At 63.6% G+C, this 18,200-nt stretch carries 16 protein-coding genes and 1 pseudogene; 10 read left to right on the top strand and 7 right to left on the bottom strand.

All coding sequences use genetic code 11. From position 1 onward, the window contains the following. Nucleotides 1-204: 204 nt before the first annotated feature. Nucleotides 205-1,224: a chemotaxis protein CheB gene (locus KY496_RS08635; RefSeq protein WP_005667008.1), complete on the bottom strand. Its 1,020-nt coding sequence runs from the start codon at nucleotides 1,222-1,224 to the stop codon at nucleotides 205-207. A 330-nt stretch (nucleotides 1,225-1,554) separates the two neighbouring features. Between KY496_RS08635 and KY496_RS08630 the strand changes: the two genes are divergently transcribed. Next, nucleotides 1,555-1,821: a transcriptional regulator gene (locus KY496_RS08630; protein WP_157225561.1), complete on the top strand. Its 267-nt coding sequence runs from the start codon at nucleotides 1,555-1,557 to the stop codon at nucleotides 1,819-1,821. 427 nt (nucleotides 1,822-2,248) lie between these two features. Here KY496_RS08630 and KY496_RS08625 read toward each other — a convergent pair whose 3' ends face one another. After that, nucleotides 2,249-4,342, bottom strand: coding sequence for a bifunctional diguanylate cyclase/phosphodiesterase (locus KY496_RS08625; RefSeq protein ID WP_219864492.1), 2,094 nt, complete (start codon nucleotides 4,340-4,342; stop codon nucleotides 2,249-2,251). A 424-nt stretch (nucleotides 4,343-4,766) separates the two neighbouring features. Here KY496_RS08625 and phaP point away from each other — a divergent pair, with 424 nt between their 5' ends. From phaP to KY496_RS08610, 3 genes are all read left to right on the top strand, one after another. After that, nucleotides 4,767-5,384: a TIGR01841 family phasin gene (gene phaP / locus KY496_RS08620; protein ID WP_267877518.1), complete on the top strand. Its 618-nt coding sequence runs from the start codon at nucleotides 4,767-4,769 to the stop codon at nucleotides 5,382-5,384. Between the two features lie 100 nt (nucleotides 5,385-5,484). Then, nucleotides 5,485-6,351 carry a PHB depolymerase family esterase gene (locus KY496_RS08615; RefSeq protein ID WP_229520482.1) on the top strand — a complete coding sequence of 289 codons (867 nt, stop codon included), beginning with the start codon at nucleotides 5,485-5,487 and terminating at the stop codon, nucleotides 6,349-6,351. Between the two features lie 448 nt (nucleotides 6,352-6,799). Beyond that, nucleotides 6,800-7,075: a hypothetical protein gene (locus KY496_RS08610; protein WP_005667020.1), complete on the top strand. Its 276-nt coding sequence runs from the start codon at nucleotides 6,800-6,802 to the stop codon at nucleotides 7,073-7,075. Nucleotides 7,076-7,095: 20 nt separating this feature from the next. On the opposite strand, the gene KY496_RS08605 is transcribed toward KY496_RS08610, so the two are convergent. Continuing rightward, the gene (locus KY496_RS08605; protein WP_005667021.1) at nucleotides 7,096-7,371 is read right to left on the bottom strand and encodes a hypothetical protein; all 276 of its coding nucleotides are present in this window, start codon (nucleotides 7,369-7,371) and stop codon (nucleotides 7,096-7,098) included. Nucleotides 7,372-7,535: 164 nt separating this feature from the next. Beyond that, nucleotides 7,536-7,778 (bottom strand): hypothetical protein, encoded by a 243-nt coding sequence (locus KY496_RS08600; protein ID WP_005667024.1) that lies wholly within the window; start codon nucleotides 7,776-7,778, stop codon nucleotides 7,536-7,538. 378 nt (nucleotides 7,779-8,156) lie between these two features. Between KY496_RS08600 and KY496_RS08595 the strand changes: the two genes are divergently transcribed. The 5 genes and pseudogenes from KY496_RS08595 to KY496_RS08575 all read left to right on the top strand — a co-directional run bounded on the left by KY496_RS08595 (nucleotide 8,157) and on the right by KY496_RS08575 (nucleotide 11,837). Further along, nucleotides 8,157-8,774 carry a hemolysin III family protein gene (locus tag KY496_RS08595; RefSeq protein WP_184238893.1) on the top strand — a complete coding sequence of 206 codons (618 nt, stop codon included), beginning with the start codon at nucleotides 8,157-8,159 and terminating at the stop codon, nucleotides 8,772-8,774. A 219-nt stretch (nucleotides 8,775-8,993) separates the two neighbouring features. Further along, nucleotides 8,994-9,230, top strand: coding sequence for a hypothetical protein (locus KY496_RS08590; RefSeq protein WP_005667029.1), 237 nt, complete (start codon nucleotides 8,994-8,996; stop codon nucleotides 9,228-9,230). A gap of 53 nt (nucleotides 9,231-9,283) precedes the next feature. Further along, nucleotides 9,284-10,318, top strand: a complete 1,035-nt coding sequence (locus tag KY496_RS08585) for a diguanylate cyclase (RefSeq protein WP_040776214.1) — start codon at nucleotides 9,284-9,286, stop codon at nucleotides 10,316-10,318. A 568-nt stretch (nucleotides 10,319-10,886) separates the two neighbouring features. Further along, nucleotides 10,887-11,030: pseudogene (locus KY496_RS27105) on the top strand (IS3 family transposase); the annotation flags it as partial. A gap of 189 nt (nucleotides 11,031-11,219) precedes the next feature. After that, complete coding sequence (locus KY496_RS08575) at nucleotides 11,220-11,837, top strand: TetR/AcrR family transcriptional regulator (protein ID WP_005667034.1); 618 nt, start codon at nucleotides 11,220-11,222, stop codon at nucleotides 11,835-11,837. A gap of 155 nt (nucleotides 11,838-11,992) precedes the next feature. Here KY496_RS08575 and KY496_RS08570 read toward each other — a convergent pair whose 3' ends face one another. From KY496_RS08570 to KY496_RS08560, 3 genes are all read right to left on the bottom strand, one after another. Continuing rightward, nucleotides 11,993-13,306 (bottom strand): carbohydrate porin, encoded by a 1,314-nt coding sequence (locus KY496_RS08570; protein WP_229520481.1) that lies wholly within the window; start codon nucleotides 13,304-13,306, stop codon nucleotides 11,993-11,995. A 26-nt stretch (nucleotides 13,307-13,332) separates the two neighbouring features. After that, entirely contained in the window at nucleotides 13,333-15,765 is a 2,433-nt protein-coding gene (locus KY496_RS08565) for a membrane-bound PQQ-dependent dehydrogenase, glucose/quinate/shikimate family (protein WP_184238890.1), read from the bottom strand. Nucleotides 15,766-16,021: 256 nt separating this feature from the next. Then, nucleotides 16,022-16,954: a LysR family transcriptional regulator gene (locus KY496_RS08560; protein ID WP_005667040.1), complete on the bottom strand. Its 933-nt coding sequence runs from the start codon at nucleotides 16,952-16,954 to the stop codon at nucleotides 16,022-16,024. Between the two features lie 127 nt (nucleotides 16,955-17,081). Here KY496_RS08560 and KY496_RS08555 point away from each other — a divergent pair, with 127 nt between their 5' ends. Next, nucleotides 17,082-18,179: a tartrate dehydrogenase gene (locus KY496_RS08555; RefSeq protein ID WP_005667042.1), complete on the top strand. Its 1,098-nt coding sequence runs from the start codon at nucleotides 17,082-17,084 to the stop codon at nucleotides 18,177-18,179. The last annotated feature ends 21 nt before the right edge of the window (nucleotides 18,180-18,200 follow it).

The raw sequence follows: 18,200 nt of genomic DNA, 5'->3' as shown, positions 1-18,200 counted from the left end.
TGAGCGTCGCGATGATGCGCACCGTCAAATGCTTGTCGATATCGGCATTGTCCAAGGGCGCACGTATGGGACCGATCACGCTCGAGCATTTCAAGATGAGATGCTCATCCCCGAAGGGTAATATCGCGAGTGCTGGCGGAATCGATTGTACGTACCATGTTGGGCCGTGCCAGCTTTCGTGGAGCCGGATTAGTATGGCAAGCCTTATGTCTTGACCACCAACGCGCGCTTCACCACCACTTCCCGAAGAATGCGCGAATGCTCCCTGGCCTGCATGGCTTTCGTTTGGTATTCAGCCGCGCGCTCCATCTGCCCTGTCTGGCGCTCTCTTTCGCTCAGCTTGCTGAATAGCCGCTCCTGCTCATGGAGAGCGCGCACCGAACCCCAAATTGCATCTTCCACCGCGTCGCGTTGGAGTGTCTCCAGCACTTTGGCGCTGAAAGCGTGACCTGTGTGGCAGCGGTAGCGTATCGGCGCCTGAGGGCCGACCTCCCATAAGGCACCGGAACACTCCGGGCAGGTGAGCGAGGAGGGTTCGCCAATTTGCTCGAGATCATCCATAGCGCTATCCCTGCTGATGATGCGATTTTCGACACCTATCCACTTCGGAACATCGGGTACGGCCGTGTCATGGCCGCGGATTCCCGGCCGCACGCTCGCCGTGGCCAGCCCGACCAGCGCTGGAGCAATGTCAGCCGTGCGCAGTACCCGGTCGACATCGACGTGTTGCAGGGCGCTGGCAGGCATATCCATGGCTTTGGCTTCGAGCGGATCTTGCACGATCACCGTGCCGCCGCAGGCTTTTACGGCCTGCAAGCCAACTGTCCCATCATCCAGGTAGCCGCTTAGCAAGACACCGATCGTGTCGGCCAGAAATGCTGTCGCTGCCGAGCGAAAAAGCGGATCAATCGCCGGTCGGCAGTGGTTCTCCCTTGGACCATGCAAGAGCCGAACGTAAGATCTGCCGTCTCTGGTCACGACAGTGAGGTGTTCATCGGGCGGCGCGACGAGCACGCGTCCGGGGATGATCGGCTCGTCGTCAGTCGCATGTCGAACCGGCATTGCGCAACAGCGACCCAGAATGTCAGGAATGATGCTTTTTTGCGAACCGATGTGCGTGACAATGAGAATGGCCGAAGGAAAGTCATGCGGCAACATAGGCAAAATGATTTTGAGTGCGTCGAGCGCGCCGGCTGACCCGCCGATAACAACAATTTTCGTCATCGTTCCTCCAGTAGTGATACCGACAAAGCTACCGGAAAATATCAGCAGAGGGCGCGGGCCATGGTGCCTGGGCTGGCGGTCTCCAGGCGTCTCGTACCGCGCGCGGATAAAGCCGGCAGCGGCGCGATTCTAGCCGATGCATCCCCCGGTCACCCAGGCGTGACACGTTGTTGTTCCGTGGTCCGCGCGGCTCTGGCTGCCGCCGGCCCTTGCGCGCATCGATCAGGCTCGCGACCAGGGCGGCTGCGGGCGCATGCCTCGCAGGCGCAGACGGCGATTCCTGCATCGTGCTAGCATGGGATTCATTGTTACCACTATCGGGGATCTGCCATGGAACTGATCGAGCCTGACGAGATGGTGCGATATGGGCAGGTTCTGAGAGCATGGTCTTGCGACCCTGCAGGTTTTGAACTGCATGAAGTGGATATCACCGATCCGTGTAGTGACGAGTTGTACCCTATCAAGGGTTATGTCGACATCCGTCGCAATTCGACTGCGCAACGCAGGCAATATCCGACCGGGGACGGCACGGCATGGGTTGAGACGTTCGAACGCGATCTGGCTGCAGGACGATTTGGCCAGGTCCGGTCGGCCTGATGGATGCCGAAGCGCCGATGGTGGCGTGTCCATGCGTTGCTTGCCTGACCTTGGGCTGCACCTTTGTTTTACTCGCCAGCGATTTCCGACCGAATTCCCGGACATTAAATGTTCGATCACACATGGCGATATAGCCATATTCAAACGGAGAAGATCATGAGCAAAAGTCAGGAAGCAAAGAAAACCACCAAAAAAGAACCTGCCAAGACGCCAAAGGAAAAAAAGGCGGACAAGAAAATAAAGAAAGCGGAGAAATTGCGCCAGCAATAAGACCTTATGGCGAAATCATCGCCGGTAGAGGTTGCCTCGACAAGAACCGCGCACCTCGTTCGGGGTTGCAAAAACGCCGGTACGAGTTTGCGCGCTTGCCGGCGGCAGTGGACGATGCCATGGCATCGACACCGTGACATGGCGCAGTGCAGGGCGCTCAGCCACACCCTCCGTTGTCGAGCATTGCCTGCATCTGCACCGCGTTCACCGGTTGGCTGAACAGGTAGCCCTGGCCTTCGTTGCAGTTGTGGTCCTTGAGAAAAGCGAGCTGCGCCTCGTCCTCGACACCCTCGGCGATCACGCGCTGGTTCAGGTTCTTGCCCATGTCGATGACCGCGATGACGATCGCGCCGTTGCGTCCCGCGCCCGTTCCCGACTCGATCGCCTTGACGAACGACTGGTCGATCTTCAGTACGTCGATCGGGAATTCATGCAGGTAACTGAGGCTGGAGTACCCGGTGCCGAAGTCGTCGACCGCGATCTGTAGGCCCATTGCCTTGAACCTGGCCAGCAGGAGGGCGCTGGCGGCGACATCGTGCATCAGCACGCTCTCGGTCAGTTCGAGCTGGATATGGGCCCGGTCCACGCCGGTGGCATCGAAGATCGCGAGCGCGTGAGCGAAAAAATCCCGATGGCGAAATTCCACAGCAGAGATGTTCACCGCGAGCGAAATGTTCGAGATTCCAATGTCGCGCCAGCGTACCAGCTGCGCGCATGCTTCACTCAATACCCAGCGTCCGATTGGAACGATCAGGCCGCATTCCTCGGCAATCGATACGAAACGCTCCGGCATGACCAGTCCCCATTCCGGGTGCTCCCAGCGCAGCAGGGCTTCGACACCGGTTATGCAATCGGTTTGCAGGTCGATCTTGGGCTGGTAGTGCAGCGTGAATTCGCCGCGTTCCAGCGCCCGGCGCAAGCTGGTCTCGATCAGTTGCCGCTCGACGGCGCGGGTGTTCATGTCCTGGCGGAAAAACTGGTAGTTATTGCGCCCCAGGTCCTTGGCGTGGTACATGGCGGTGTCGGCGTTCTTGATCAGGGTGGCGGCATCGGTCCCGTCGAGCGGAAAAGTGCTGATGCCGATACTGGTCGAGGTATGCAGTTCGTGCGCGCCGATCACGAATGGCGCCGACAGTGCCAGCAGGATCTTGTCGGTCGCCGACGCCGCATCGCGCGCACGCCGTTCATTTGCCAGAAGGATCACGAACTCGTCTCCGCCATGGCGGCTGACCGTGTCGGACGTACGAACGCAGGCGACCAGGCGCTGCGATACCGCCTGCAGCAAGCGGTCGCCGACCGAGTGTCCCAGGGAGTCGTTGACGTGCTTGAATTTGTCCAGGTCCAGGAACAGCAGCACCGGTGAGGTGTCGTTGCGCCTTGACATGGCGATGGCCTGGGTGATGCGGTCGTTCAGGAGGGCGCGGTTGGGCAGGTTGGTGAGGAAATCGTGCTGCGCCAGGTGCCGCATCTTGGCCGTCAGTGCCACGGCCTCGGAGATATTCCGGAACACCATCACGGCGCCAACGAGCTGCCGATCCCAGTCGTGGATGGGTGCGGCGGAGTCTTCGATCGGAATGCGCAGGCCCTGACGTGAAACGAGTATCGCGTTGCCGCTCAGGTTCGCGGGCTGGTTGGTATGCAAGATGGCGTCGGCGGGGCTGGTGATCGTGCGTCCGCTGTCCGCGTCGACCAGATCGATCACTTCCGCGACGGGCCGTCCGCGTGCCTCTACACGCGACCAGCCGCAGGCCAGTTCGGCCGCAACATTCAGGTAATCCACGCGCCCGGCCATGTCGACCGAGACAACGGCATCGCCGATCGAGTTCAGCGTGATTTCGGCACGTGCCTGGGCAAGGTACCAACCCCGCTCCACCTTCATGCGTTCGATGATGTTGCGCAGCGACTGCGGCACCAGATAATTGTCGAAGAAACCCTTTGACAACCAGCCCTGCGCCCCGCGCTGGACCGCTTCGACGGCATCGGCCTCGTTGTCGAGTCCGCATAGTGTGAGGATCGGTGTATGACGTGCTGCTGCGTACAAGCGGTCGAAGCAATCCAGGCCCTGGCTGTCCGGGAGCAGCAGATCGACCAGGATCGCATCGATCTGGCCGCCCTGGATGCGGCGCAGTCCATCTGCCAGGGTGGCGGCGTCTTCCAGTACGAAGGGCCCATCGCGTGCATTGCCCAGCGCCTGGCGCAGGATGCGGACGTCGTTCGCATCGGGAGAGAGGATGAGCACTCGATAAGACATGGCGTCTCCGGCTGGCATCGGTGGGTAACCTCATCGCGCATCCTACAACCTGCTTCGCATGGGCCGATGTGGAGCAAAACACATTATAGCGGCCGGCATTTTATTGTCAAATTAACAAAAATAAATAGCGCAGCAGTACTCCGTGGGACTGTCAACGGCGCTGCCGCGCCCGCATGTGACCATCCATTCCGGGTGTATTCCCGAGCAAGGTCTTGCCGCCTGACATGGTCTGAAAATACATGGGCGAATCGGCCACATGGACGCGAGAAAAGAGCGCATAGTGTGGAGGTCAAACGCGATCCGACCTGATCGTTCTCTCCCAGCGGGCACCTGCCACGCTGCCATTCCCGCCAGACTTGTCAACGCATTGCGTCCGGCGCTTGCATCCAATCCCATTCGATCTTCATGCCTTGAAAGGTACGCCATGTATCCGTTTCCCCAATCCGTCAATCCCGCCCTGCGTTCGCATATCGAGGCCCGGACCGCATTCATGAACGAGCTGTCGCAAACAGTGCTGCGCTCTTTCCAGCAGCTCTTCCAGCTCAATATGCAGCTGGGCCAGACCCTGCTCGAGGAGGCCACTGGCGCGGCCCAGCGCATGCTGAGCGTCGATCGTCCCGCCGACGCCCTGTCGGCGGCGGCCTCGCACGCCCAGCCCGCCACCGACAAGCTGCGCTCGTACCAGCAGCAACTGTCGCCAGTTGCCGCCGCCACCCAGGTCGACCTGAGCCGCGCGAGCGGGCAGCATGTGCAGGAGACCTCGCGTACCGCGCGCACGCTGGCCGATGAAGTTACCCGCATGTCGGCCGGGGAAGCCGACAAGGGCCTGCGCCAGCAGGAGGAAACCGTCAAGAATTCGCGCGACGCGTTCTTGCAAGAGGCGCAGCGCGGCGCCAGCATCGGCGCCCATTACCTGAACCAGCTCCAGGGCGAAGCCGCAGGGGCGACGCCCGATGGCCAGGCCGGCCCGCCGCGCAACCCCGGCAACGGGCAAGGCGGCAACAGCCAGGCCGACAACATGGCGGAGTCGCCGCCACGCTGATCTCCCATCCTCCCCCGGCCCCGGGGGCAGGCCTTGCGGCGGCGCCGACCATGCGGTCGCGCCGCCGCTTGCATGTGCACGGCTTTTTTGGATCACCTCATTGGGCAATCAAACCATGTTCAACGCCTTTCTCGATGCCTGGTCATCGATGGCCTTGCCCTGGACCGGCGCGCCCGTCCCGGGCGTTTCCGGCAGCCGGTTCGTTCACGGATTGCACGACGACGGTAAGCGTGCGCTGCACTACCGCCTGTTCATTCCCGGCGGCGAGCGGGGCCCCATGCCGATGGTCGTCATGCTGCACGGTTGCGGCCAGGACGCCGCCGATTTCGCCGCGGGCACCGGCATGAATGCGCTCGCCGACGAGCAGGGTTGCCTGGTCCTGTATCCGGAACAGTCGTGCAGCGCGCACTGGAACAAGTGCTGGAACTGGTATGACCGGACCCATCACCGGCGTGGCGAGGGCGAGCCGGCACTGATCGCGGGACTCACCCATCGCATCATGGCCGAGCATGCTGTCGATCCCGGACGCGTCGCGGTCGCGGGCCTGTCCGCTGGCGGCGCCATGGCAGTCATTCTGGGACGTACCTATCCCGACCTGTTCAGCGCGGTCGGCTGTCACTCGGGACTGGCGCATGGCAGCGCCAGCAGTGACGCCGACGCGCTGCTGGCGATGCGCACCGGCGCCGCTCCGTCGCCACCAGCGGCGCCCTGCGCGCACGGCGCCGTGCCCGTCATCGTCTTCCATGGGGATGCCGATGCAACGGTCCATCGCACGAACAGCGGCAGCGTGATACGCCAGTTTCTCGACAGCCATACGCAGCACCGGCGCGCGGCGGATGCCGGCGTCGCCGTGGTGGCAGAGACGGGACGCAGCGGCGGGCGCGCATTTACCCGCCACGTGCATCGCGAACGCACGGGCGGCATAGTGGCCGAGGAGTGGACCGTGCACGGGGCTGGCCACGCCTGATCGGGTGGTGACGCGCGTGGCAGCTACACCGATGCATGCGGACCGAATGCCAGCCAGGAGATGTTGCGCTTCCTTATCGGCTGCATGGATGCCTGAGCGGCGTCAGGTTCGGCGTCGAGCAAGCCGAACTATCGCTGCTGCTCCAGCCGTTTTGCACGTTCGCCATGCATCCCGGCCGCGCTGCATCGGGAACGGGACTCGGCCTGGCGATCCCGCGCAGCGTGCGCCGGGCACATGGGGGCACGGTGTCTGCCGACAGCGCCGGGCGGGGGCAGGGCATGCGCCCGAAATTCGTGCTGCCGGTGGTGCTCGACGCGACGGTTGCCTGAGCCGGGCCGGGCGACCCGGGACGGCCGGTCGCCTGTCGCGGCGCCCGGCCAACAGCGCGCCCGCCTTCTGGCAATGCGCGTAGGCTGGACATGCCGGTCACCAGATCCTGGGAGAAAACATGAAGACGCCCGAACCCGCGAACACATTTCGCGGCCTGCCCTTGACCTCGGAGCACGACAGCGAGATCAGGCATTACATTCATGCCAGGGAGCGTAGTGGCCTGCCCTGGGATACGCCGGAGTTGCAGGCGATGCTCGCAGACATGCTGGACCCGCCAGAAACCGACCAGGAAGACCGCCGCTCGCTTTCGGGCAGCATGGACATGGAGCGGGCGGCCGTGGTCCTCGATGGCGGGAGAGACCTGGACCGGGCCGATCCTTTCCCCGATTCGTGAAGCGCTGGCTGGTCCAGGATTCAGTCGGAAGGGCGCGGGGACTGTCGGAGAAGTGCCGCATCGATTCTGGCTTTTGCGATGCGGATCACGCTCAGGTGCGCGTCCGCAGCGCTGCGTTGTAAATTGACCAGGGAACCTCTGACTGGGTGCTCGCCTTCCTTGAACGCATGGAAGTGTCCCAACCACATCGTGGGCTGATTCTGCGACGGCGTAGTCGCCCACTCGATCATGTAGCCAAGGTATGGCTCGTCGAGCATTGTGAATTCCATGGTGTTTGTGTCAGCGCGGTTTTCCATGATTGCTCGAATGTTGACGAATGCTGTGCGAGTCGGACGTGCGCATCGCGCCGATGAAAGCGCACTGCTGCCGGCCGTAAGTGAAAGTGGCGCTGGATGGTAGCCATGCCGCTGTCGGTGTGGGAATGGCAGAACGCGCGAGCATGCGAAAGAATGCTCGCGCTTCAATGAATATTCGGAATGTGTCGATTGTCGATCCACTTGCGCGCATTGTCGAAGGAATTGCTGACGGCTTCTTCGGCGGTCAGGAATCCCTTGGTCCCGGTCGCCTGGTGATGGCAAAGTGGGAAGGTCGCATGTTCGCTTTCATAGATCGTGAAAATGGCCATGAAACGTCTGCGGATCGTCTCGACCGGATTCGCCACGATGGTATAGCCTTTGTAATGCGATTTTGACTCGGCGTGCATGGAATGCTCCTTGGTCACGAAGCCACAGTAGCACGAAACCAGATACCTGCTGCATCTGGCAAAAAATATAATTTTTGTGTTCATCGGCCTGATGCTAGACTGGCGAATGCGTACCCGTATCGACCGCCTGAATGCCATATCAATCGATGCTATCGTGAGCAATCATCGCGCACGCGGCATCCGATCCGCAGCCCAGGCGCTGGCGAGGAATCACGTTTCGCCGGAGGTGGCGCTGCGCGTGCCGACCCGCCCATGGCGGCGTCGCGTCGCGCGCAGCGGGATCGCTGTTTTCGGGCATCGGGTACCCGAGTGACGCACCTTGGCCGGCCACGCGGGCTGTCCGCACGCAGGCCGAGCCTTTCCAGTGAAAGGCGGCGCATGGTTCACGGTGAACGCTTCAACAGCATCACGCATGCCGTGGGGGCGGTGGCCTCCGTCCTGAGCGGTGTGCTGCTGGTGGGTGTGGCGGCGCGCAGCGGCGATGCCTGGAAAATCGTCAGCTTCAGCATCTATGCGGTCACGCTGCTGCTGCTTTACCTGACCTCCACCCTGTACCATGGCTTGCGCGGCGCAACCAAGGATGTGCTGCGCAAGATGGACCATTGCGCCATCTACCTCCTGATCGCGGGCACGTATACGCCGTTCACGCTGGTGACGCTGCGCGGGCCCATCGGCTGGACGATGTTCGGCGTGGTCTGGGCCCTGGCCGTGCTCGGGATCGTGCAGGAGCTCCTGTATGCGAGGCGCGGGCGGGTCCTGTCGCTCGTCATCTACGTCGTGATGGGCTGGCTCGCCGTCGTCTGTATCGGACCCCTGGTCGATACGCTCGGTCGCGCCGGCTTTGCCTGGCTGGCGGCGGGCGGCTTGTTGTACACGGCCGGCATCGTCTTTTATGCCACCGACCACAAGGTGCGCCATGGTCACGGGATCTGGCATCTGTTCGTCCTGGCCGGCAGTATTTGCCACTACACCGCCGTGCTGTTGCATGTGGCCTGAGGCCCGACCGCAGCCGCCCGTCGGCTCGGCTGACGCTCGGCTGGCCACGGCGCGCCAACCGCACGCAGCGGTGGAAGAGCGCATGCGCCATGCGCCGCCACGAAAAGCGCTGGTCCCCTGGTGGTGCGGCGCGTATGATGAATCGCACCGCCGTTTGAAACAATGGCAAGCATCATTCCGATGTGTCGCCCGGTTTCAGCGTATTGTGATGGAGAATCGATGCTGATCAACGAGCGTCAGCGGCGCCGCGACGGGCCGGCGGCGGATGCCGTCGCACGCGGGCTGAACATCCTGGCAGCGCGCAATGCCGAAATCGCCAGACGCTATATGCGGCACAAGCATGTTCCTGAGCATGTGATTGCGCGCGTACTCGGCCATCCTTCCCTGCGCCGCCGCGAGAGCGCGGGACAAGCGGTCTCGGAAGCGATCACCCCGTCGTCACCGGACGATCAATAGCCCGCAGCCGTGGCCGCGGACCAGACGCCAGCAGAGAGCTACCAATGACACACATGACCGAACGGGACCTTGACCTGGAAGCGCGGCAATTGCGCGCCTTGCTCACCATGTCGCGTGAATTGATGCAAGCCGACAAGCCCTTCACTGCGCTCGCGCTGGCAGGCCGGGCCATGGCGGAACTGACGCACATCGACAGTGCCTTGCTGCTGGTGCGCGGCGAGATCAACGAGTGCATCGCTTTCGACCATGCGGGCACACCGACCAAGGGGGCGTCCGGCCACGATCGGTACCGCATGGCGTTGGCCCGGCTGGACAGCGGAGCGGACGAGCCTGCAATGGTGGACCCGTGCACGATGCTGGTGGGCGTGCCGACCCGGCACACCATGGCCGTGCTGGCCGCCGGTTGGACCGGCGATGCGGCGCCAGAGACCTGGGACGTACGGCGCCGCCTGCTCAGCACGATTCTGGAATTGGCCATCGCGACCCTGGGCCGGATCTCGGCGCGTACCTCGCTCGAGGCCCTGGTGTCGATTCAATACGAACAGATGGCGGGCACCGCGCTGGCACATGCCGATGAACTGGCCCGCCGCGACGAATCCGAAGGCGAGGCGCGCGCGCTCGCGCTGACCGACGTCCTGACCGGACTGAACAACCGGCGCGGCTTCTTCGTCCAGGCCGAGCACATGTTCAAGCTGGCGCGGCGCAAGCAGGCCGGTTGCGCCGTGATTTACGCCGATATCGATGGCCTGAAGCTGGTGAACGATCAGCTCGGCCATGCCGTCGGCGACCAGTTGATCCAGGACGCGGCCAGCGTGCTGCGCGAATCCCTGCGCGACAGCGACGTGCTGGCACGGTTCGGGGGCGACGAGTTCGTCGCGTTCGCACTCGACGATGCGCATCCGAGCGCGATCCTGGCGCGGCTTCAGGACAATCTGCGCGCGTTCAACCTGATGCAGGAACGCACCTACCTGCTCGCAGTGAGCGCCGGTGCGGTGAAATGCGATCCGGGCAGCGGAACGGCGTTGCTCGACTATGTGCAGTTGGCGGACCGGGAAATGTATCTGCACAAGCGCAGTTGCCTGCATTAGATGAATGCCCGGGAGTCGCTTTGCCCAATCTCAATGGAGGCTTTCATCGGATCGGGCTCTGCGCGCGTCCTCCCGCTCGTTCGTCCTGAGCTCAACAACATCAGTTCCACGCATTCTGAATCGCCGCGACAATCGTACACACTCCTTAGCCATAATTCTGGGCAGAAGCAGAAAGTATGAGTGGGAAACGGTACACAGCGAAGTGACGGCATGCCTCGGGGTAAGCATTCACAACCTGTACACTGAGCCGCTCCAGCTTTCGCGGGCACTGGTTTGTCTGGTAGTCTTAACAACTTTTTCTAGGCAGGTTCAATGCCTTGTCGGTAGATACGCGATTTGGAATCGCTCAGCCAAGAGGCCAAGCGCTGATCCAGGGGCCATAGTCGTGCTCCTGTCGTCAGCATTGTCGATGCCAACAGCGTCAGGTCCACCAAACCATACCCAAGTCCGAACAGGCGTTCGCGCTCGATCAGTTCCCTCACTTCCATCAGGCTGGCTCGCCGGGCATGTGGTAGCGTTCCGATGTCGGCGAGCGTGCGCGCTCGCTTGGGCGTCTACATTTCGACCCCGGGAGCGTGTTCGACGTCGAATCTACGTTACCCGAGACGAGGTCAGGCAGGACATCCTCGACCATATCGAGATGTTCCACAATTCCTGGCGCCGGCGCAGCGACAGCGATGACTTGTCGCCGGTCGAATATGAAACGCAGTATTTCCAACGGCTCTCGCGTGTCTGGAAGCGCTGTGGCGATTCATTGAGTGACGATGGCAGGTCACGCCACCGGTGCTTCCCTAGGCCAACTGCAATCGCGTCACCCCGTGGCGCCGGCGTTGCAGGGCATACGGGCGTGATCGTTTAGAATTGACCGATGACTAAAGCTAGCAGATCGAATACCGCGTCCATGAAAACAGAGCGGGACAGCACCCGCGCCCGAATACTGGATGTCGCCCTCCATGAGTTTTCCCGGCTGGGACTGAGCGGCGCCCGCATCGACGCGATCGCGGCCGAAAGTGGGCTCAACAAGGCCATGATCTACTACCATTTCGGCAGCAAGGAAGAGCTGTACGTTGCCGCGCTCGAGGAAAGCTATCGGCGCTTCCGGCAGATCGAGGGCGAACTGCAGATCGAGGAGGAACTGGCGCCGGAGGCCGCATTGCGCAGGCTGGTGGCCAGCAGTTTCGATTTCCATGCGGCCCACCCGGAGTTCATCCGGATGGTGATGGGCGAGAACATCAACCAGGGCGAATACATCCGCAAGATTCCGGATCTGCGCGCGGTCAACCGCTCGGCCATCACCGTGCTGGAACGGCTGTGCCGGCGCGGCGTGGAGGAGGGCGTGTTCCGCCCCGACGTCGATCCGGTCGACCTGCACATGTCGATCAGCGCACTGTCGTTCTACAACGTGTCGAATCGCCACACCTTCAGCTATATCTTCGACCGCGACCTCGGGGCGCAACAGGTGCACGCCGCTCGCCGCGCGTCCGTGGTCGACACGATCCTGCGCGCCGTGCGGGCTTAGAACCTATCCCGATAGATGGCAGTCGCTTTCGGCGCGCCTGACGAACGTGTGCTGCGTTACTCGTCGTTGCATGGCTAGCCATGCGGCCTCCTCGCGCCTTGCCCACGCTCGCCATGCATCGCCACCAGCTTCCCGCCACCTACCGGGACAGGTTCTTAGAACGCGATGCGCAACTGGCTGCCGAGCGCGATCGCATCGTGGGTCGAGCGGTAGCTGAACGCGCCCGGATCGACGATGTACTGCACGCCGACCCTCACCCCCAGCCAGCGCCGCGGCTGCAGGCCGTAAGTCAGTTCGACCACGGATTCGCCCGCCGGCAGCGATACATAACCGGCTGTCTCCGGATTCGAGGCGGCGGCAAATTCGCGCAAGCGCGGATTGAGCTCGGCATGCACCAGGCCCAGCGCCAGCGTATCGGCATCCCTTCCCGCGAACGTGCCGGTCTTGACCAGGCCGGCCGCATACCAGCGCGTGATCTGGGCCGACTCGCGCGGATTGGCGGTGAACTGGCCGAACACGGCCACGCCGCGGCCGTTGGCGGCGTCGCGAGCGATCATCTGGTCGGCCAGCAGGTAGATGCCGTAGCGCTGCCCGACCGTGCCGGCCTGGCCCTGGCGCGGCGCGCGCGCCGAGTCATGGAACACGCCCAGCTTGTAGTGGCCGGGCAGCGCGGCGCTGCCCGGCGCGCTGCCGGGCGCATATTCAAGTTCCAGCGGCAGCAGCACGCCCACGGTGCCGGACGCGAACGGCTTGAAGGCATTGTGCTCGTCGCCCAGACGCGGATTGTTCTGGAAGGCGCCGCTGCGCAGCAGCAGCTCCGGCAGCAGCTTGTAGCGCACGGCGGCGCCCCAGCGCGCATTCGGGTAGTTGTACCAGCCGCTATTGCCCGACATGGAGAGCGGATGGGCGCAGAAGGCTGCGTTCACCAGCTGGCATCCAATCGCCATGCCGCCCAGATCATTGCCCATGGCGAAATAACCAAGGCGCAGGTTGAGCCGGCCGCCCAGCAGGTTCTGTTCGACGCTGGCCTCGCTCAGACGGGTATACAAGCCGCCGTAGACTTCCTGGACCGGCAGCCGGTTGCCGATGTAATCGGAAGAGATGCCGGTGCCGCGGCGGTCGTTGACGGTGAAGTGGACGGTGGCGCCGGACCAGCCGGCGAGGCGCTCCATGTCGAAGTCCACGCCCACGCGCAGTTGCTGGGCGTAGGCGCTTCCGCGCCGCTGCCCGCCGGCGACGTTGGCATAGGTCTCGGAGACATAGTCGCCCCGGAAGTTCACGCCGGCCCTGGCGTAGGCCGTGCGTGCGCCGCCCCAGTCGCCGGTGAGGGTGGAGGCGGCGCCGGGTGCCACGGCAGCGACCGCCGCCGGTGCTACCTTGCTCTGCGCCAGGGCATGCGCCGGGCCGAGCGCCATGACGGCCAGCAGGCCGGCGCTCATCGATAACCGCAATGCAGGATCAAGTTTCATTTGTCGTTTCAAGCTCGTTCAATCGATCAGCGCTCCAGCGCATAGGCAATCACATAGTCGCCGCGGTCCGGCGACTGGCGGGCACCGCCGGCCGAAATCAGCACGTACTGCTTGCCGGTCCTGGGCGACACATAACTCATCGGCCCGCCCTGGCTGCCCACTGGCAGGCGCGCTTTCCAGACTTCCTTGCCGGTCGCGCTGTCGTAGGCGCGCAGGTAATAGTCCTGGGTGCCGGCGATGAACACCAGCCCGCCCTGGGTGGCGAGGGTGCCGCCGAGGGTCGGCATCCCGACCGGCATCTTCATGCCCATCTTGACGCCGAACGGGCCCGTATCCTGAACGGTGCCAACAGGGACTTGCCACAGCACTTTCCGGGTCTTCAGGTCCACAGCCGACAGGGAGCCGAACGGCGGCTTCTGGCATGGAATGCCCAGCGGCGACATGAAGCGGTTCTTGTTGACCGCATACGGCGTGCCCTTCAGCGGCACCGCACCCATGCCGGCGTTGACCGCCTCGCCGCCGTTGCTGGCCGGACCGCTGTCGGTCTGCTGCGGAATCATCTGCACCCACAGTCCCAGGCGCATGTCGTTGACGAAGATGACGTGGTTGTTCGGATCGAGCGACAGGCTGCCCCAGTTCATGCCGCCCAGCGAACCGGGGAAGCTCAGCGAAACGTCCGTCCCGGGCGCCGTGAACAGGCCTTCGTAGCGCATCGACTTGAAACTGATGCGGCAGGCCAGTTGGTCGAACGGCGTCGCGCCCCACATATCGGATTCGGTCAGGGTGTCGGCGCCAATCTGCGGCATGCCGACCGAGAACGGCTGGGTCTGCGAATACTGCTCCTTGAAGATGCCGGCCGTCTTCACCTGGCGCTCCTCGACGCGCGTGAGCGGTTTGCCTGTCATGCGGTCGAGCACGAAGATCTGGCCGGACTTCGAGCCGAACACCACGGCGGGCGTGGTCGACCCGTCCTTGCCGGGGAAATCGACCAGGCTTGGCTGCATCGGCACGTCGAAGTCCCACAAGTCGTTATGAACCGTCTGGTACACCCACTTCTCCTTGCCGGTCGTCGCATCCAGGGCGAGGATCGAGGTGGCGTAGCGATGGTCCAGCGGCGTGCGGTTGCCGCCCCACAGGTCGACCGAGGAACTGCCCATCGGGATGAACACCGTGTTCATGGCCGCGTCGTAGGACATCGGCGCCCACGAGTTGGGCGTGCTGCGGGTGTAGGTCTTGCCCGGCTCCAGGCGCGCGTTCGGATCGTCCTGGCCGGGATCGAAGGCCCAGCGCATCTGGCCGGTCATCACGTCGAAGCCGCGCAGCACGCCGCCCGGCATGTCGGTCTGGACGTTGTCCGCCACCCGGCCGCCCACCACCACGGTGGTCCCGGCGACGGTCGGGGCGGAGGTCAGCTGGTACAGGGGATCGGCAGCGGCGCCAAGGCCCGCTTTCAGGTCGACGATGCCCTTGTCGCCGAAGCCTTCGCACATGGCGCCGCTGTCGGCGTCGATGGCGACGAGGCGCGCGTCGATGGTGTTCATCAGGATGCGCCGCAGGCAGTTGGCGCCAGGGGAGAGCGTGGCCGGCGCGACCGGCGTGGCGCCCGCCACGGTCGGCTGGACGAGCGGCTCGGCGGCATCGAAGTAGGCGAGACCGCGGCAGCGGTTCCAGACCTGCGCCTGGGCATTGAAGTCACGCTCCCACAGCTTCTTGCCGCTGTCGGCATCGACGGCGATCACATTGTTATGCGGCGTGCACAGGTAGACTCGGTCGCCGACCTGGAGCGGCGTTTGCTGGTCCTCGGCGCCATTGCCGGTGGGGCTGATCGGCGTGTCGCCGGTGCGGAAGGTCCAGGCGACCTTCAGGTCTTTCACGTTGTCGCGCGTGATCTGGTCGATCGCGGCAAAGCGGTTGCCGCCCGGCGTGTTGCCGTAGCTGCTCCAGTTCTTCTGCTCCTGGCCGGGGGCAACGGGAACGAGCGGGACCGGCGTGCCCTGGGCCGCGACGGTCGGGTGCGGCTGGAACATCTGGACGAAAGCGATGCCCATTCCCAGCGCCAGCACGGCGGCCAGGGCGTAGGCGGTCTTGCTCGCAGGGATTCCGGTCTCGTTCCTGCGCAGCGCCGGCCAGGCCAGCAGCGCCAGCAGCATCAGGCCGGCGGGCAGCATGAGGCGCGACACCAGCGGCCAGAAGTCGACGCCGGCATCGATCAAGGCCCAGGCCACGGTGCCGGCAAAGGCCGCACCATAGACGATGACGGCCGATGACTTGAGCCGCATGAACAGGATGGCGGAGGCGATGATGACGATGCCCGCGATCAGAAAGTACAGGCTGCCGTGTAGAAGCGCCAGTTTGACGCCCCCGACGACGAAGAACAGGCCGGTGGCCAGCAAGGCCAGGCCAAGCAGGATACACCCGGCCCTGAGCGTCGCCGCAGGAAGGGTTTTATGTGTGGTCATTTGAAAAATCTCTCCGAGAACGAATCTTGCGGTGAAGTGGCGACAGGCTCGATTGAAACGACTTGCAAGCATGGCTTCAGGGGGCGGCGTTGCCGTCCGCCCTTCCTGAGTTGGCGCTACGGCGACATGCCGCAAACGAAGTATAACTAACTAGTTGGTTAATTGCTTGGCGAGATTCTTGGCGTTCATGTCCCGCGATTGCCTTGCGGTCAAGCCTGTGCTTGGCCCTGGAGGAGGATAGGTGCCATGCGGCGGCTCAGTGCCGGTCGTTCGAGGCGACGAAGCGTTCGAAGGCGCTGCCCAGGAAATCGACGAAGGTGCGAACGCGCGCCGATTGATGCTGGTGCTGCGGGTAGACGGCGTAGATGTCGGCATCCGGCGTGCGGAACTGCGGCAGCACCTCGACCAGGCGTCCGCTGTCGATGTAGCGCCTGACGTCCCACTCGGCCCGCATCAGGATGCCATGCCCGTCGAGCGCCCAATTGACGGCGATCTCGCCGTCGTTCGTGGTCAGATTGCCGCGCACCTTCACCGATTCGCCGCGCCCGCTGCTGTCGCGAAAGCGCTGCAGGCGCCAAGTGCCGTAGGCTTCGTCCCCCTGACGAATGCAGATGCACTTGTGCCGTGCGAGATCCGCGGGCTGGGTCGGGACGCCATTGGCATCGAGGTATTTCGGCGATGCGCACAGCACCCGGCGGTTGGTGGCGAGTTTTTTTGCGATCACGCGGGTATCGCTGGGTTCGCCGAACCGGATGCACACGTCGAACTGATCGTCGGTCAGCGCAGGCGGGTTGACCGACAGCTGCAACTGCACGTCGACCTCGGGATAGCTCAAGACGTATTGCGAAATCGCCGGGGCCACGTGCAGGCGGCCGAATCCCAGCGTGGCATTGACTCTTAGCAGGCCGGTCGGGCGGCCTTTGGACATGCTCAGCAACTGGTCCAGATCGGCGATCTCGCCAAGGATGCGGCGGGCGTGCTCGAACAGCGTCTCGCCGTCCGGCGTCAGGCTCATGCGGCGCGTCGTGCGGTTCACCAGCGGTATGCCGAGCCGGCTTTCCATGTGCGCCAGCCGCTGGCTAACGGCCGCGGTGCTGATGCCGAGCTCGCGCGCCGCGCTGCTCATGCTGCCGCACGTCGCCAGCAGGACGAAAAAGCTCAGTTCGCCAGGCTGCACTCCAGTACTCATCACGATTGTTAAGCTGAATTTAAAGAAGGTTTAAGTGTAGCCATAATTTTAATGCTAGTCCATGGCCTACAGTAATCCTGGTCGGAGCAATCACGACACCGATTTTTATCACACAGGAGACAAGGCAATGAAGACGTATCAGATCGCGACGATACCGGGCGATGGCATCGGCAAGGAAGTGGTTCCCGCAGGACGCCTGGTCCTTGAAGCACTGGCCGCGACCGGCGCTGGCTTCGATTTTTCGTTCGAAGATTTCGACTGGGGCGGCGACTACTATCGCAAGCACGGGGTGATGATGCCTGCCGACGGGCTGGACGCATTGCGCGGCAAGGACGCCATCCTGTTCGGTTCCGCCGGCGATCCCGACATTCCCGATCACATCACGCTGTGGGGCCTGCGCCTGAAGATCTGCCAGGGCTTCGACCAGTACGCCAACGTGCGTCCGACGCGCATCCTGCCCGGCATCGACGGTCCGCTCAAGCGCTGCGGGCCGGAAGACCTGAACTGGGTCATCGTGCGCGAGAACTCCGAAGGGGAGTACTCGGGCGTCGGCGGCCGTGTGCACCAGGGGCATCCGATCGAGGCGGCGACCGACGTGTGCATGATGACCCGGGTGGGCGTCGAGCGCATCCTGCGCTTCGCGTTCAGGCTGGCGCAGTCCCGGCCACGCAAGCAGCTGACCGTCATTACCAAGAGTAATGCCCAGCGCCACGCGATGGTGATGTGGGACGAGATCGCCGTGCAGGTATCCAAGGAATTCCCGGACGTCAAATGGGACAAGGAGCTGGTCGATGCGGCGACCGCGCGCATGGTCAATCGCCCGGCCACGCTCGACACCATCGTCGCGACGAATCTGCACGCCGACATCCTGAGCGACCTGGCTGCGGCCCTGGCCGGCAGCCTCGGCATTGCGCCCACCGGCAATATCGACCCTGAGCGCCGGTATCCGTCGATGTTCGAGCCGATCCACGGTTCCGCTTTCGACATCATGGGCAAAGGGCTCGCGAATCCGATCGGCACGTTCTGGTCGGTCGTGATGCTGCTCGAGCATCTCGGCGAGCACGAAGCGGCGCAACGCGTCATGAAGGCCGTGGAGAGCGTCACTGCGGACAAGGCCCTGCATACCGGCGACCTGGGGGGCAAGGCCACGACCGTGCAAGTGACCGCCGCCGTGTGCGAATTCCTGGCGCGCGGCGCGCAAGCCGACCAGCGGCAAGTCGCATAAGTCACGTTAGTCACGTAAGTC

It is taken from the genome of Massilia sp. NP310, assembly GCF_019443485.1.
GTDB classification, from domain to species: domain Bacteria; phylum Pseudomonadota; class Gammaproteobacteria; order Burkholderiales; family Burkholderiaceae_D; genus Telluria; species Telluria timonae.
This window is presented reverse-complemented; position numbering and strand designations above follow the sequence as displayed.

Coding starts and splice junctions, on each gene's coding strand:
- KY496_RS08585 (WP_040776214.1), top strand. CDS start 9,284: ATGACCGAACGGGACCTTGACCTGGAAGCGCGGCAATTGCGCGCCTTG.
- phaP (WP_267877518.1), top strand. CDS start 4,767: ATGTATCCGTTTCCCCAATCCGTCAATCCCGCCCTGCGTTCGCATATC.
- KY496_RS08560 (WP_005667040.1), bottom strand. CDS start 16,954: ATGAGTACTGGAGTGCAGCCTGGCGAACTGAGCTTTTTCGTCCTGCTG.
- KY496_RS08600 (WP_005667024.1), bottom strand. CDS start 7,778: ATGCACGCCGAGTCAAAATCGCATTACAAAGGCTATACCATCGTGGCG.
- KY496_RS08610 (WP_005667020.1), top strand. CDS start 6,800: ATGAAGACGCCCGAACCCGCGAACACATTTCGCGGCCTGCCCTTGACC.
- KY496_RS08565 (WP_184238890.1), bottom strand. CDS start 15,765: ATGACCACACATAAAACCCTTCCTGCGGCGACGCTCAGGGCCGGGTGT.
- KY496_RS08630 (WP_157225561.1), top strand. CDS start 1,555: ATGGAACTGATCGAGCCTGACGAGATGGTGCGATATGGGCAGGTTCTG.
- KY496_RS08555 (WP_005667042.1), top strand. CDS start 17,082: ATGAAGACGTATCAGATCGCGACGATACCGGGCGATGGCATCGGCAAG.
- KY496_RS08635 (WP_005667008.1), bottom strand. CDS start 1,224: ATGACGAAAATTGTTGTTATCGGCGGGTCAGCCGGCGCGCTCGACGCA.
- KY496_RS08575 (WP_005667034.1), top strand. CDS start 11,220: ATGAAAACAGAGCGGGACAGCACCCGCGCCCGAATACTGGATGTCGCC.
- KY496_RS08595 (WP_184238893.1), top strand. CDS start 8,157: ATGGTTCACGGTGAACGCTTCAACAGCATCACGCATGCCGTGGGGGCG.
- KY496_RS08605 (WP_005667021.1), bottom strand. CDS start 7,371: ATGGAAAACCGCGCTGACACAAACACCATGGAATTCACAATGCTCGAC.
- KY496_RS08625 (WP_219864492.1), bottom strand. CDS start 4,342: ATGTCTTATCGAGTGCTCATCCTCTCTCCCGATGCGAACGACGTCCGC.
- KY496_RS08570 (WP_229520481.1), bottom strand. CDS start 13,306: ATGAAACTTGATCCTGCATTGCGGTTATCGATGAGCGCCGGCCTGCTG.
- KY496_RS08590 (WP_005667029.1), top strand. CDS start 8,994: ATGCTGATCAACGAGCGTCAGCGGCGCCGCGACGGGCCGGCGGCGGAT.